The 14,513-nt window shown below is 36.8% G+C and carries 13 protein-coding genes and 1 pseudogene; 3 read left to right on the top strand and 11 right to left on the bottom strand.

Going from position 1 to position 14,513, the window contains the following annotated elements; translation table 11 throughout:
- Positions 1–136 precede the first annotated feature (136 nt).
- Positions 137–793: a hypothetical protein gene (locus ACMGGO_RS23785; protein ID WP_420282308.1), complete on the top strand. Its 657-nt coding sequence runs from the start codon at positions 137–139 to the stop codon at positions 791–793.
- A gap of 36 nt (positions 794–829) precedes the next feature.
- Here ACMGGO_RS23785 and ACMGGO_RS23780 read toward each other — a convergent pair whose 3' ends face one another.
- Complete coding sequence (locus tag ACMGGO_RS23780) at positions 830–1,504, bottom strand: KinB-signaling pathway activation protein (protein WP_112116879.1); 675 nt, start codon at positions 1,502–1,504, stop codon at positions 830–832.
- 151 nt (positions 1,505–1,655) lie between these two features.
- Here ACMGGO_RS23780 and gerD point away from each other — a divergent pair, with 151 nt between their 5' ends.
- A complete protein-coding gene (gerD, locus tag ACMGGO_RS23775; protein ID WP_004233763.1) occupies positions 1,656–2,264 on the top strand; it encodes a spore germination lipoprotein GerD in 609 nt (202 codons plus the stop codon).
- Between the two features lie 55 nt (positions 2,265–2,319).
- Here gerD and ACMGGO_RS23770 read toward each other — a convergent pair whose 3' ends face one another.
- The 3 genes and pseudogenes from ACMGGO_RS23770 to ACMGGO_RS23760 form a co-directional block, all read right to left on the bottom strand.
- On the bottom strand, positions 2,320–3,375 hold the full coding sequence (locus ACMGGO_RS23770) for a P-loop NTPase (RefSeq protein ID WP_004233758.1): 1,056 nt from the start codon (positions 3,373–3,375) through the stop codon (positions 2,320–2,322).
- Between the two features lie 72 nt (positions 3,376–3,447).
- On the bottom strand, positions 3,448–4,161 hold the full coding sequence (locus tag ACMGGO_RS23765; RefSeq protein ID WP_420282307.1) for an N-acetylmuramoyl-L-alanine amidase: 714 nt from the start codon (positions 4,159–4,161) through the stop codon (positions 3,448–3,450).
- A 127-nt stretch (positions 4,162–4,288) separates the two neighbouring features.
- Positions 4,289–5,116: pseudogene (locus tag ACMGGO_RS23760) on the bottom strand (DUF4822 domain-containing protein); the annotation flags it as partial.
- Positions 5,117–5,701: 585 nt separating this feature from the next.
- Here ACMGGO_RS23760 and ACMGGO_RS23755 point away from each other — a divergent pair.
- Positions 5,702–6,307: an ankyrin repeat domain-containing protein gene (locus ACMGGO_RS23755; protein WP_048395581.1), complete on the top strand. Its 606-nt coding sequence runs from the start codon at positions 5,702–5,704 to the stop codon at positions 6,305–6,307.
- Between the two features lie 247 nt (positions 6,308–6,554).
- Here the strand turns inward: ACMGGO_RS23755 and ACMGGO_RS23750 are convergent, their stop codons facing one another.
- From ACMGGO_RS23750 to ACMGGO_RS23720, 7 genes are all read right to left on the bottom strand, one after another.
- On the bottom strand, positions 6,555–9,611 hold the full coding sequence (locus ACMGGO_RS23750; RefSeq protein WP_420282306.1) for an ATP-binding protein: 3,057 nt from the start codon (positions 9,609–9,611) through the stop codon (positions 6,555–6,557).
- A 238-nt stretch (positions 9,612–9,849) separates the two neighbouring features.
- Positions 9,850–10,242: a 30S ribosomal protein S9 gene (rpsI, locus tag ACMGGO_RS23745; protein ID WP_004233744.1), complete on the bottom strand. Its 393-nt coding sequence runs from the start codon at positions 10,240–10,242 to the stop codon at positions 9,850–9,852.
- Positions 10,243–10,267: 25 nt separating this feature from the next.
- Positions 10,268–10,705 (bottom strand): 50S ribosomal protein L13, encoded by a 438-nt coding sequence (gene rplM / locus ACMGGO_RS23740; RefSeq protein ID WP_004233742.1) that lies wholly within the window; start codon positions 10,703–10,705, stop codon positions 10,268–10,270.
- 178 nt (positions 10,706–10,883) lie between these two features.
- On the bottom strand, positions 10,884–11,624 hold the full coding sequence (gene truA, locus ACMGGO_RS23735; protein WP_420282305.1) for a tRNA pseudouridine(38-40) synthase TruA: 741 nt from the start codon (positions 11,622–11,624) through the stop codon (positions 10,884–10,886).
- A gap of 13 nt (positions 11,625–11,637) precedes the next feature.
- Positions 11,638–12,435, bottom strand: coding sequence for an energy-coupling factor transporter transmembrane component T family protein (locus tag ACMGGO_RS23730; protein WP_420282304.1), 798 nt, complete (start codon positions 12,433–12,435; stop codon positions 11,638–11,640).
- The gene (locus ACMGGO_RS23725; RefSeq protein WP_420282303.1) at positions 12,432–13,304 is read right to left on the bottom strand and encodes an energy-coupling factor ABC transporter ATP-binding protein; all 873 of its coding nucleotides are present in this window, start codon (positions 13,302–13,304) and stop codon (positions 12,432–12,434) included. Before ACMGGO_RS23725 ends, ACMGGO_RS23730 begins: the two co-directional genes overlap by 4 nt.
- Positions 13,280–14,125 carry an energy-coupling factor ABC transporter ATP-binding protein gene (locus tag ACMGGO_RS23720; protein WP_115673256.1) on the bottom strand — a complete coding sequence of 282 codons (846 nt, stop codon included), beginning with the start codon at positions 14,123–14,125 and terminating at the stop codon, positions 13,280–13,282. Before ACMGGO_RS23720 ends, ACMGGO_RS23725 begins: the two co-directional genes overlap by 25 nt.
- Positions 14,126–14,513: the final 388 nt, after the last annotated feature.

Raw genomic sequence — 14,513 nt, 5'->3', positions numbered from 1 at the left:
GTTTCTTTATTTCGTTGTCACCTCTTGGCGACTTATACATAATAACATCGATTATTCATGAAAGTCAACACTAAATCATAAGTTTTTTTAAAGAGATTCATTTTTTATTTTAAATTTTAGAAACGAGGTTATCATTATGGTCCGTAAAACGTTGATTTCGCTGCTTTTAATTGTAATGCTCTTTGCCTTTTTAAAGCCTATAAATTCAACGATGATTTCTGTATTTAATATTGCGAATGCACCAGTAGTGGTCACAAAAGGACATTATGGCACATCTCTTATTGTAGAGATCTCTTTCTCTGATGACTCTCTATTAGAATGGCTCCAAACGTTGAAAGAGCCTTATCCACTTCTACTTTTAGATGCTGGTTGGATAAAACGGTCACCCGATCATTTAAAAATTATCCAACAACGAAAATTGCCTACAGGATTACTTGGGCCGGATGATTCAGTAGAAGAACCCGTTGACATTGCACTCATCCAAAAGGATATTGATACTTACGAAAAATATTTAAAAGAAAAACCTTTATGGTTTGCTACCCGAAATCATCAATATTCACAGGATTTACAGAAAGCCTTATTCCAACAACAAATGAATTTACTATCTCCTTCGCTTATTTGGCAAGGTGAAAAAACTCCGAAATTACAAAAAGGTGATTTTGTCTTTTTCCCGCTCCATCAAAATAATCAAATATCCTTTAAAGAGCTTAACACTCTCATACAACAGCATAAGTTTATGTCGATTGAAGAAAATATATTTGGTTATAAGGTTCAAACTAAAAAAGCGCCATAAAAAAATTGCCTCCAATACAGCGAGGCAATTTTTTCCTTATGCGTTTTTAGCCTGTTCACGACGAGCTTGGCGACGTGCTTCTAATTTTTGACGATCTTCATCAGATTTTGCATTATATTTAGGTAATACTAATAATTGATACGCATTAACCGCCAATAATGGGAATAATAAAAGCGCAACATACTCATTAATATTTTCATCGCGACCCATCAAGGCAATTGTCCATTCCAACGTTGTAATGACAATCATAAAGAATAGTGCCGAAATCATTACATGTTTTTTCCCTGTTAATTTTACTTTTTGAACAGCTGTTGCTATTGCCCCAAAAATGAGGACAATTAATAGTCCTACATAGAACAACCAGCTTTGCCCATCCTTCACACCAGGAATAAAGCGGAAGAAAATTATATCGAAAATCGTTATGGCAATTAATAATAGCTGTACCCAATTCCATAATGTCAGTGTTCTAAAAATATTAACACCTACCTGATGAAGTGTTAAATAAGCAAAAAAGCCAGCTTGCGCTATAACACTCATTGTAAACCCTAAGAAAACCATCCATAAAAGTCCAGCGAAAAACTCACCCCATTGACCGTTTGCTATGTATGGTTGGAAGAATTCCCAGCGAATAAATAAACTAAAAACTCCGTTGACTCCACCACCAACGAGCATTGCAAAGAAGAAAAACTTTGCCCAATTTCGTATCGTCACAACTAAAAGTCCCCCAATTTCTCAATATATCTGTCCTTATTTTATCAATGCCTTGTTAAAAAAGCTATTTCTCATCCTAACCAATACATAAAGTCCTGAGAAATGTGAACAATAATTGAAAGAGTCTATCTAGAGAAAGGACTGATTGTCGATGCGAAAATTCACCTTATTACTGATTCTAATGCTTTTTCTTTCTGCCTGTTCACAAGATAAAACCTCTACCATGTCCTATGATGAAATAAAAAAAATCATGATTGACTCTTTACAAACAGAGGATGGTAAAAAGGCATTGCGACAGCTTTTAGAAGAGCCGAGTTTCCGTGAGCTCTTGATTTTAGAGCATGATGAAGTGAAAAAAGCTACCGAGGAAACTTTACTTTCCAAGGAAGCAGAAGACTTTTGGAAAAAAACCTTTGAAGATCCAAAGTTTAAAGAAACTGTTGCGAAAAGTATGCAAAAACAGCAACAGGATATTATGAAGAACTTAATAAAAGATCCGACTTTCCAAAAGGATATGGAGGCATTTTTCGGGCAACCCGATATGCAAAAGCAGTTGGAGACTATCCTTAAATCATCCAATATGCGCAAGCAAATGGAGGAAGTTGTAAAGGAAACGATCGAAAGCCCTTTAATGCAATCTAAATGGCAGGAACTTATTAAGAAAAGTGGCGAAACAGGTTCATCAGGAAGTGGCGATAAGAAAGAAGCGAGTGGCGATAGTGGTGGCGGATCGGATAAGGGACAAAAAAGTACCGAGTAACCTTGGTAATGTAAAAACGGATTTCCCCATAAAACTGGTGGAAATCCGTTTTTTATTATTTATTTAATTTATCGATGATTTTCGTCGCGATGTCTAAATAAATTTGTCCTGTTGTATGTTTTTCAGCGTATACAGAAGGAGCAAAATCTTCATCTGTCCAATCTGGTTGCCCAAGCGGGATTTGTCCAAGCAACTCTGTACGTAGTTCGTCAGCTAGCTTTGGTCCTCCTCCTTGCCCAAAAACAAATTCTCGGTCACCTGATTTAGATTCAAACCAAGCCATGTTTTCGATAACTCCTAAAATTTCATGGTCTGTTTGAAGCGCCATTGCCCCTGCACGAGCTGCAACAAATGCTGCTGTTGGGTGTGGAGTTGTTACAACAATTTCTTTTGATGATGGCAACATTTGATGGATATCTAATGCAACGTCACCTGTGCCAGGAGGTAAATCTAATAATAGATAATCTAATTCACCCCACTCAACATCACGGAAGAATTGATCTAATACTTTACCAAGCATTGGTCCGCGCCATACGATCGGTGCGTTATTTTCTACAAAGAAGCCCATTGAAATCATTTTTACCCCAAAGCGATCTACTGGGAAAATACGATTATCGACTACCTTAGGCATATCCGTTACACCCATCATATCAGGTACACTAAATCCATAAATATCTGCGTCAATTAAGCCGACTTTCTTTCCTAGACGAGCTAAAGCAACAGCTAAGTTTACTGATACTGTCGATTTACCAACTCCACCTTTACCAGAAGCAATTGAAATTACTTGGACTGTGCTTAATGGAGATAAAATATCTTGTGCTTCCGACTCTGTTGCTGTACCACGGAAGCTTTGCAATTTTTCTGTTGATAGTTCTTCAAAACGAATACCAACAGTGTTTACACCTGCTTCTTTCAACACCTCAACAACTTTCATTTGTAGTTGTAATTGTTCCGGTGTATTCAGTTTAGCAATGGCAATTTTTACACTGACATGATTTTTTTCTTCTTTTATTGCTACGTTCGTAATACCATCTGTTTCTGCAAGCGATTTATGTAAAAATGGATCTTGTAGTTGTCCCAGTATTTCTCGTACTTGTTGTTCAGTAATCACGACGAACACTCCCCTTATATTGTCTCAATATTAGTATATCATAATGATTTGATTTACGTTGTAGATGTTGCTCTACTCAATTTTGGCTAATAAATAGTCTTCTATACCTTCAACTATGGCATCTGCCATTTTTTCTTGATAGTTTTTGTCCACTAATAATGCTCGTTCCTCATCATTACTAATAAAACCAGTCTCCACTAAAGCTGCAGGTACTTCCGCTTTCTTCAATAAATAGATTTGCTTAATAGACAATGCTTCACGTTCTGTATTTTTTAAATTAGTGCGAATGGATTGTTGAATACTCTTGGCAAGAATCTCTCCATCAGCATGTCCTTCCTTATGGTAAAATACCTGTGCGCCACGCCATTTTGTTTCAGGAATGGCATTTGCATGAATAGTTATAAATACATCAGGCTTTTCCTTTTCCACGATATCCTTTCTTAGGAAGATATCTTGCTTTTTCCGTTCTCTCATTGTTCCATATTTTTCTGATGGCGCATGCTCATCGATTACATCACCATTTTTTGTTCGTGTCATTATAACCGTTGCGCCTTTTTTCTTTAATTGCTTCTCTACATGCTGAGCAATTGCAAGTGTAATATCCTTTTCAATCACTTCGCCCTTTGAAGCTCCTCCGTCCTCACCACCATGCCCTGCATCAATGACAATTTTTATGCCACCAAGTGGGTCCGGTAAGAAGAAGTTACGGTCCGAAGCATTTGTTTCATATGCCACGACCACTATACTCATAAGCATAATTACTCCTAGTGCAAGCCAGCGCTTCACCCATATACACCACCCTTTTACATTTAGTGTACGAAATTAGTGGATGAACTATGCCAGAAAGTAAAAAAAACTCCCAAGTCACAAACTTGAGAGTTTTAATTTCTTCTATATTAAGGGAGGAAGAATTTTATTGGTTTGTAAAAGTAGGTTTGAATTCACCTGTATATGGCTCATGCTCTACAAATACAGTTATATCATTGCCATCTTTGTCTTTACCTGTTCGTTTATACGTGAACTTCTTATCGTTGATTTCTGTAATTTCAAGAGCTACACCATACTTATTATCACCGACAGAAACATGCGCTCTTATTTTATTATCATGAATGACATTAAAGTAACCATAGTCTCCACGACTTTCACCTGTTTCAGGATTAAAGAACTCATATTTATTTGTATTTGCATCATACTTTGCAATGCTAATGAAATTTGAATTGAATTCTGTTACATCATTACCCGCTTCATCTAACACAACTGTTCCATGCCATAGTGTATCAGCGAGAATTTTATCTCCGTCAACGTCTGTAACAATTTCACCTGTAGAAGCATCTAACGTTTTATCGGAATCAGTAAATGCCAGTTCTTTTTCTTTATATGGAATATGTTCCACGAATATTTCTACATCATTGCCCGCAGCATCTTTACCCATTCTCTTATAAGTAAAGATACTATCGTTTAGCTCAGTGATCTCGACAACTGCTTGGTAGTTTTTTGATTCGGAAATTAATATTCTTTGTTTCCCATCATTTGTGATAAAGAATGTCCCTTTATCCTCACGGCTTTTACCTGTAGCCGCGTCAAAGAATTCATAATGACCTGTCTGGGCATCATATTTTGCTAAGCCAATGAAGTTTGCGTTCTCCGCCGTTAAATCATTGTGATCTTGATCATAAACCTTTGTACCTTGCCAATTTGTACCACTTAGAACATTAGCCATTTCTTGTCCCTTTGTTAATTGCTCTTTGGCAGTATTTTCTGTTACAGTACTTTCTGTTTTAACTTCATCACTACTTGTCTTATTGCCTTTTGCAGGCTCCTTATCTTGACATGCTGCCAGTAATGCAATAGCAGCAACAGATACTATTAATATTTTTTTCATACCTACTTACCTCCATCGGTTAGTTTATATTTTGAGTTACATCAAACCCATAATGACAATTTTTAAAAATGAAAGGTTTGTTGTACCTTCTAAAAACTATATTAAAGTGGAATGTTAAACTCCCCCTAAATAATTTCTAAAAAAAACATAAACTTATACGAAAATATTTTTAATATATATTAAATCTGTACACTAATAGTGAGGTTTATGTAAAAAACTATTTATTTTTTTCTACATATACTTAATTTATGGGTGATCGACATTTCTCACAAACGAGTACTTCAACATTATTTATTATAGGAAAAAGCTAAGCCTAGCATATCTTTTTAATATTACTCGTATAATTCGCAACATGTTACCATATTTTTATAAACGGAAAAGTAGGCTACAGTGATATACCATTAGTCATTTGGCTGTTTTAACCAAAGAAAAGAGGGTGGAAAAATGAATGATCAATTAATACTTTCAGCAGCGAACGGTGATATTGATAAAGTATTAGCACTTCTGCAAAAAGGCATCAATATTAATACAACGGATCAGAATGGAAGAACCCCTGTCTTAGCTGCCACTTATAATAACCAGGTGGATACTGTGAAGGTGCTCATTCAACATGGTGCTGATATTAATATTAGAGATAATAACCTTGAGAACGTACTTTTACATGCAGGGGCATCAGGCTATTTAGAAATCGTTAAACTTGCCATATCTGCAGGGGCAGATACAAAGCTAACTAATCGCTTTGGTGGAATTGCCATCATCCCTGCATCCGAACGTGGACATGTTGAGGTGGTCCGAGAGCTACTTAATCACTCGGACATTCATGTCAATCACATTAATAATTTGCATTGGACAGCTCTATTGGAGGCAGTCATATTAGGCAATGGTGGGGAGAAACATCAAGAAATTGTGCAATTATTGGTGGATCATGGTGCTGATATAACTATTGGAGATCAAGATGGTGTCACACCATTGCAGCATGCAAAAAAACTAGGCTTTTATGAGATTGAGCAAATTTTAAAAGAAGCTGTACCCGAACGAAATAACAGTTAACACTATAGGAGATATGATCATATACTTTTCTAGATGGCCTCACTTCGGAATTAGCTTACCTGTTGCATCAATTTCACCTGCAATTTCAAAAGAAATAACGTTAAGCAATCTTTGGGTTACTTCACAGATTGCCTTTTATGATGGAATGACAAAAAGACTCTTTCCTCGAAAGTAGAAAGAGTCTTTTTGTCAGCCTCTGACTCAGTAAAGACCAAATCATCTTTAAACGGTACGCCATTTGTAAAGGTTACGAATTCTCTTCTGGCAATAGAATAATAACAGTAGTTCCTATACCTTCTTCACTATATATACGAAAACTGGCATTTCTCATAAGCTTAAATTTTTTCAAAGGATTCGTAAATCCAATACGTGAGTTTTCTTCATTTACTAATCGTTGCAACTTTTCTTCTGAGATACCGACCCCATTATCATAAATTTTAATACGTATCAATTGACCTTCTCGTTGCACACTCACCTCAATAGTACCACCTTCTTTTTTCTTCGAAATCCCGTGAAAAACTGCATTTTCAACTATAGGCTGAATTGATAATGCTGGAATCAAAGATTGAATGGACTCATCAATATCATACGCAACTATAAGACGATCACCAAAGCGCATTTTTTCAATATAGAGATATGCTTTTACAAGATCTATTTCATCTTCTATTGAAACCATGCTGTTACGATAATGGACATTTAGCTTGGCACGGAAATAGGTGGCTAAACTGTATAACGCCTCTCGTGTATTCTCTATATTTGTATAGCTTAAGCCGATAATAGTGTTAAGTGTATTGTAGACAAAATGAGGAGTTACTTGCGCATATAAATAATTCATTTCATCTTCAATCGCATCAATGGAAGATTGTCGAACTGCTAGTAATGATTGAATACGCACTAGTAATTCATCCATCGCAATCGGTTTTTGCAGATAATCATTTGCCCCAACTTGTAAAGATAACACTAAATCCGAATGCTGCATAATTGCTGTTAAAACTATAATCGGTAATTCCAACATATCGTATTGCTTTCGTACTTGTTTGCATAATTCATAGCCTGACATACCATTCATCATTAAATCTACTAACATACAATCTACTTTATGTTTCTTTATATAATCCATCGCATCAAACCCATTATCTACTCCAATAACGGTATAGCCTTTTTGAATTAATGCGTCCACTAGTACTTTTATATTCACATGATCATCATCAACAATGAGTATGGCTTTGTCATTACCTTTATGCAGTAATGGTAAATCTAGCTGTAGTATAGTATTATCTGCTCGATTGCCTATCTGTTGTTGTGTTTCAATATCTAGTTTTTCGAGTGTGGCAAGTGGCACCGTAAAAGTAAAAATTGTTCCAACACCTAATGTACTTGTTACATGAATTTCCCCATTTAACTGTTCTACTATATTTTTTGAGATACTTAATCCTAACCCAAGTCCCCCACTTTTTTTACCTTTCTTTACTTGATAAAAGGAATTAAAAATTCGATCTAAGTCTTGTGATGGTATACCAATTCCAGTATCGCTTACTTGTATTTCCATATAATCATTACGTACACTAGCTAAGACTGTAATTTGCCCATTTTTTGTATGTTGCAGAGCATTATAGAGTAAATTATAAAGCACTTGTTTCAATCGTAATTCATCTGTATACATATGGGGTAAATTAGAATCTACTGCACTCATTAACCTTATGGATGTATCACTCGACATTAAACTACGAATTTCCTCAATTACTTCATCAATTACGCTTATCGGAACAACACGAGGGATAACACGAACTTCTCCGGTCATATGATTCGAAGAAATCAATAAATCCTCTACTAAATAACCTAAACGTTGCGCGACATTATGTATTAAAATGACATTTTCTTGTTGCTCACGCTTTAAAGGTCCTTGTATACCTTCCATTAATGATTTGGATATATTTAAAATACCATTTAAAGGCGTACGTAATTCATGAGACGTTTTCAATAAAAACTCATCCTTCATTTGATTATGCATCAAAAGCTCTTCCGATAACGCTTGAACTTCCTTAAAAGAAGTATTTGCTCGGAAGCTAAGCAGAGATGCAAAACTATAGAGTGTAAAAATAAACAATAATTGTTCACTATAAACCATAGGTATATCAAAAATGTAATACATTACCATTAAAAAAGTATAACAAGTAAGAGATACTAAAAGAATTAGAATATAACGTGAGCCATCTACACCTTTCATAAGCACACGTAATAGCACAAACACATTATAAAGCCCAACTGGAATAAAAATTACTGCAAAGATTATTTGGGAAAGAACTAGATTTTCTATTGGTATAATCATACTATTTTTTGTCATCGGGTTGTAAATCCCATAGATAAAAAAAAGTAAACCTAACAAAATACTAATAATATAAATCGCTTTTTTCCTCATAAACTCCGGATACAAATAATAGAGAAATAATGCTAAACAAACATCAACAAGTGGTAAAATCCCTAATTGTAAACGTACTTGTTCATTTATAGTTAAATGTGGAAAAATAGGGAAAAATATTTTTTCATTTGTAAACGACATGTACAGTCCGAATAATATAGTGAATAACCCCAAAAACAATTCTTCTTTACGCTTCCGATTTTGACTATACGATATAATATAAATTGCACCGAATACAATATAACCAATACATACAAACGATTCTGCTAAAATTTTCATGCTAAAATCTCTTTGAATAGCTTCCTTTGTTCCAAACTCAATAGGAAAAGTAATACCAGCTTTTGGATAATTATAATTCCCCACATGAATTACTATATCAAGCATTAGATTCTCACTTGGTGCAAACACCGTATATTTATCATCATTTTCGAACTTAAAGTCCTTTAAGGTTTCACTCGGATTCCCCTTACTACCTACATCTTTTCCATTTATGAATACACGGTTAGATTGACGAATTGAACGAATGTATAATCCATATTCCCCTTCAACTGGTACATTTATCTTAACATGATACGTTCCTACAGTAGGCCCTTCCTCATTTGGTTCTACAAAGCTATTCCAAGTAGCTGGCACCTCAATTGGTATTTTCTCGCTCTCGTACGCGTCGAATGAATCGCTTGATGCTATTAAGATATTTGGATAGAAAGACCATTCTCCATCTAGTTTTAAAATAGTCTTTTCTTGTAGTTCTTTTTCTTCAATCGTAACGATCCCATTCAGCGCAATCGGCTGACTACTACTAACAAAATACTCTCCATTGCCAATAAAGTATACGATAATAAATAGCATGATAATGGCCAAAGTAATGCTAATATTTTTTTTCACTATCACCCCTCCCCTACTTGAACACAATTATATATAACATCAAACTATCAGTTAGTTAGAATGAAATCCATTATTCAATATGACTTTCACCTGTATTTCATTAGTCCTCTTAGGCATCCTATCATAGGGCTGTTAAACAAATTCTGAACAAATCATATTGTTTTTGTTATCGACGTAAAAAAAAGCTCCTCTCAGGTAAACCTGAGAAGAGCTTGAAATCGTTGATATAACAACGATATTAACGTTTTGAGAACTGAGGTGCACGACGAGCGCCGCGTAGACCTGGTTTTTTACGTTCTTTCATGCGTGAATCACGAGTAAGTAATCCAGCTGATTTTAATGCAGCACGGAAATCTGGGTCTACTTGAAGTAGAGCACGAGCGATACCGTGACGAACAGCACCAGCTTGACCAGTGTATCCACCACCGTTAACGTTTACGTGGATATCATAGCTTCCTGTAGTTTCAGTAGCTACTAATGGTTGTTTAATTACTTCGCGTAATGCAGCGAATGGTACGTATTCTTCGATTTCACGTTTGTTGATAACAATTTTACCTGTACCTGGTACTAAACGTACGCGAGCTACAGAGCTTTTACGGCGACCAGTGCCGATGTATTGAACTTGTGCCAAAGTAATATCCTCCTCTTAATTTATATTATCCGCGAAGCTCGTATGCTTCTGGTTTTTGTGCAGCATGTGGATGCTCTGTTCCAGTGTAAACATTAAGTTTAGTGAACATTTTGCGACCTAAAGAGTTTTTAGGAAGCATTCCTTTAACTGCTAATTCGATCATTCTTGTTGGGTACTTATCTAGCATTTCACCAGCAGTACGTGTTTTTAAACCACCCGCAAATTGAGTGTGGTGACGGTATAATTTACCCTCTAATTTGTTACCAGTTAAATGGATTTTGTCAGCGTTGATGATGATTACGTGATCACCTGTGTCAACGTTTGGTGTGAATGTTGGTTTATGTTTACCACGTAAGATTGCAGCTACTTCAGAAGCTAAACGTCCAAGAGTTTGGCCTTCTGCATCAACTACTAACCATTTACGGTCTACTTCGTGACCTTTAGCCATGAATGTTGTACGCATGTATATATCCTCCTAATCGATTCGATTACCGTTATTTTTCATTAGACTACACTATAAGTTTCGGGGCTTATTTGTGGTGGTAATGAAAATACCATCTGTTATCATATAATGAATGACTTTTAAAGTCAAGCAATTTCATTAAACACCTGGTGAAGTTGTTCAGAATTGTAGAACGCCACTAATAGAACACTTTTTCTAAGTATAGCCCTTGTGGTGGAGCGGTTTTCCCCGCCTTATCACGATTACCTGAAGCAACTACATGGGACACATTGTCAATCTTACGTCGACCTATCCCAACCTCCCAAAGAGTACCTGCAATAATACGTACCATATTATATAAGAAGCCATTCCCTTCAATCACCATATGTAGCTCTTCACCATGCCATTCAAATTGTAACAATGTTACTGTGCGTACTTTATCTTTCACGCTTGTATTCGCCGCGCAAAAACAAGAAAAGTCATGTGTACCAATAATAGCCTTAGCTGCCTCTTGCATCGCCTCTACGTTAGGTTTGACCCCATTTGTCTCCACAGTATAATATCTGCGGAATGGACTTTGGATAGGCTCACAAGACCAAATATAGCGATATCTTTTTCCAGCCACATCGTAACGCGCATGAAAGTCATGTGCCACTTCCTCAACCGATAATACACGAATATCTCTTGGCAGTTGCACATTCAAAGCCTTACTATATTTTTCTGCTGAAATGGCAAGTGGTGTGTCGAAATGCAATGTTTGCCCTGTCGCATGTACTTTAGCATCTGTACGACCACTTGCGGTTACCTTAACCTGTACTCCCTTATGCATAATAGCTAGAACACGCTCAAGCTCAGCCTGCACTGTGCGTTCACCTGGCTGCACCTGATAGCCCGAAAAAAGTGTGCCATCATAGCTTATAATTACTTTTAATCGTCGCATATAGCCTACTCCTTTAACTTCTATAGAAGAATAGCAATACGCCTATTGCTACTAATAACACAATCGCAAATGTGTCCCCCATATCCCATTTTAACCTACGGTACCTAGTGCGTCCTTCACCACCACGATAGCCTCTTACTTCCATCGCTGTTGCTAAATCCTCAGCCCGTTTAAATGCACTGACAAAGAGAGGCACAAGCAATGGTACTACTGCCTTTATACGGTCCTTAATTGGCCCAGATGATAAATCAGAGCCTCTTGCCATTTGTGCCTTCATAATTTTATCCGTCTCATCCATTAAGGTTGGAATAAAGCGTAATGAGATGGACATCATTAAAGCCAATTCATGTACGGGTACTTTTATTGCTTTTAAGGGATTCAGTAGAACCTCGATACCATCTGTAATGGAAATCGGTGATGTAGTTAACGTTAAGATTGACGTCATAAATACTAATACTAGAAAACGAGTTGAGATAAATATTCCCCGCCTAATCCCTTCGTCATAAATTGTAATGAATTTTGATTCAAACACAGGGACGCCTTCCTTCGTCATGAAAATATGGAGAAGGAATGTGAAGGCCATCAAAAAGAGTACTGGTTTGAGTCCATTTATTAAAAAATATAGACGAATGCGCGAAACTAATACAATCAGTAGCGTGAATGCGAGTAACAGAGCATATGTCACGGTATTATTGGCTAAAAACACAATTATAATAAAGGCGAACACAAAGATCAGCTTTGACCGCGGATCAAGCTTGTGTACAGGTGAATCACCAGGTAAGAAGCGACCAAAGATCATTTTTTCCATCATGACTCTGCACGCTCCTCTCTAAGTGCTTGAGCAATTTCAGCAGCAAGCTCTTCCTCTGTTAAGCAAACCTTAGACAAGGAATGCCCCATCATGTGCTCAATCTTTTGCTGAAAGCGGACAATACGTGGTGGCTCTAAACGGAATTTCTTTAATGTTGCAACATCTTTAAAAATATCTCGTGGTGATCCACTTAAGACATTCTTTCCTTCATGCATGATCACAATATTATCTGCATATCGAGCGGCATCCTCCATGCTATGGGTTACTAGAATGGTTGTAAGATGACGTTCTTGATGGAGCTGATAAAACATATCCATAATTTCCTTTTGACCTCGTGGATCAAGACCTGCTGTTGGCTCATCTAAGACAATAACCTCAGGGTCCATCGCCAAAACACCTGCAATCGCTACTCGACGCATTTGACCACCTGATAAATCAAACGGTGATTTATCCAAAACGTTATCTGGCAAACCGACTAAGCAGACAAGTTCTCTTGCACGAGCCTCAGCCTCCTCCTCCGATATACCAAAGTTCATTGGGCCAAACATAATGTCCTTCAACACGGTTTCTTCAAATAGTTGATGCTCTGGAAATTGAAAGACAATGCCGACCTTTTGTCTTACAGCTTTTAAATCCTTTGCTTTTTTCCCAGCTACAATAAGACGATCCCCTATATGTACTTCTCCTGAAGTAGGTCTTAGAAGCGCGTTAAAATGCTGCAAAATCGTTGATTTCCCAGAACCGGTATGGCCAATTATCGCTTGATAAGTATGAGATGGAATGTCAAAATCCACATCGAATAATGCCCGTTTTTCAAAGGGCGTTCCTTGTGCATAGGCATAGCTTACTTGTTGAAGTTTGATGTCCATAAATCATTCACCAACTCTTCTTCTGTCATATGTTGCCCCATTAATGGAACACCTTCCTTTTGCAATAGCTTTGATAACTTCAAGGCAAATGGCAAATCTAGCCCAAATTCAACTAGCTTGTCCCCAAGTGCAAAGATTTCAGCAGGTGTACCTTCTGCAAACTTCTTACCATCATTCATAAAAAGAACACGATCCGCTAACATTGCCTCTTCTAAATCATGGGTAATAGATAAAACTGTTAATCCTGTTTCTGCACGTAATGTTTGAACCGTTTGTAACACCTCTGCACGCCCCTGAGGATCTAACATGGATGTAGCCTCATCTAAAATTAAAAGCTTCGGCTTTAATGCAAGTGCCCCAGCAATGGCTACACGCTGTTTTTGTCCACCAGATAAATGATGTGGCTCATGGTCTAAAAACTGACTCATTTTTACCTGTTCGAGTGCCGCATGTACACGTTTTACCATTTCTTCAAAGGGGATACCGTTGTTTTCCAAGGCAAATGCTACATCATCCTGTACCGTTGCTCCAACGAATTGATTGTCAGGGTTTTGAAAGACCATTCCCATTAAAGAGCGAGATTCCCAAAGATTTTCTTCATTCAAGGGTTCTCGCAATATTCGTACATCTCCCTGTTGAGGAAACAATAAACCATTCATCAGCTTGGCAATAGTGGACTTACCAGAACCATTATGTCCTACTATAGCAATCCACTCACCTTCTTCCACAGCAAAGCTAACATTTTCAACAGCATTACGACTATTTGGATTTTCTGGTGTATATGAAAAAGTTACATTATTTAAAGATAAAATTTCAGGCATATCTAGAACTCCTCTCCCTACGCTCAGCTCTACTAATTAACTTACACTTTTTTATGTATGAATTCTACTACAATCCGTATGTCGATAAAAGAAAAATACTACAATAACAACTCAAATTGATATTGGTTTAATAAATAACAAAATAACACCCATATATTAAAAAAAGCACCACAAATTGGCGCCATCTAATCTAATAAAAAAGCGCGCACCTCATTCGATAGAAATGCGCTAGTCGTTACATTTACAAGAAATATGGGTGCTCAAGCCCTTATTTCTCCTGAATGAGGTGCGGAGAGCTAAACGAGACGCCACACTAATAAGTGTCCGCTCATCATAACGCTCAGCTTAATTATTTGTCGTATAAATCATTTATAAAGAAAGAGGGTGG

It is taken from the genome of Lysinibacillus sp. BNK-21 (assembly GCF_048684915.1).
Lineage (GTDB): Bacteria > Bacillota > Bacilli > Bacillales_A > Planococcaceae > Lysinibacillus > Lysinibacillus capsici.
This window is presented reverse-complemented; position numbering and strand designations above follow the sequence as displayed.

Excerpts from the sequence above, each read along its gene's own strand:
- ACMGGO_RS23755 (WP_048395581.1), top strand. The coding sequence starts at position 5,702 with ATGAATGATCAATTAATACTTTCAGCAGCGAACGGTGATATTGATAAA.
- ACMGGO_RS23785 (WP_420282308.1), top strand. The coding sequence starts at position 137 with ATGGTCCGTAAAACGTTGATTTCGCTGCTTTTAATTGTAATGCTCTTT.
- ACMGGO_RS23725 (WP_420282303.1), bottom strand. The coding sequence starts at position 13,304 with ATGGACATCAAACTTCAACAAGTAAGCTATGCCTATGCACAAGGAACG.
- rplM (WP_004233742.1), bottom strand. The coding sequence starts at position 10,705 with ATGCGTACAACATTCATGGCTAAAGGTCACGAAGTAGACCGTAAATGG.
- ACMGGO_RS23720 (WP_115673256.1), bottom strand. The coding sequence starts at position 14,125 with ATGCCTGAAATTTTATCTTTAAATAATGTAACTTTTTCATATACACCA.
- truA (WP_420282305.1), bottom strand. The coding sequence starts at position 11,624 with ATGCGACGATTAAAAGTAATTATAAGCTATGATGGCACACTTTTTTCG.
- gerD (WP_004233763.1), top strand. The coding sequence starts at position 1,656 with ATGCGAAAATTCACCTTATTACTGATTCTAATGCTTTTTCTTTCTGCC.
- ACMGGO_RS23730 (WP_420282304.1), bottom strand. The coding sequence starts at position 12,435 with ATGATGGAAAAAATGATCTTTGGTCGCTTCTTACCTGGTGATTCACCT.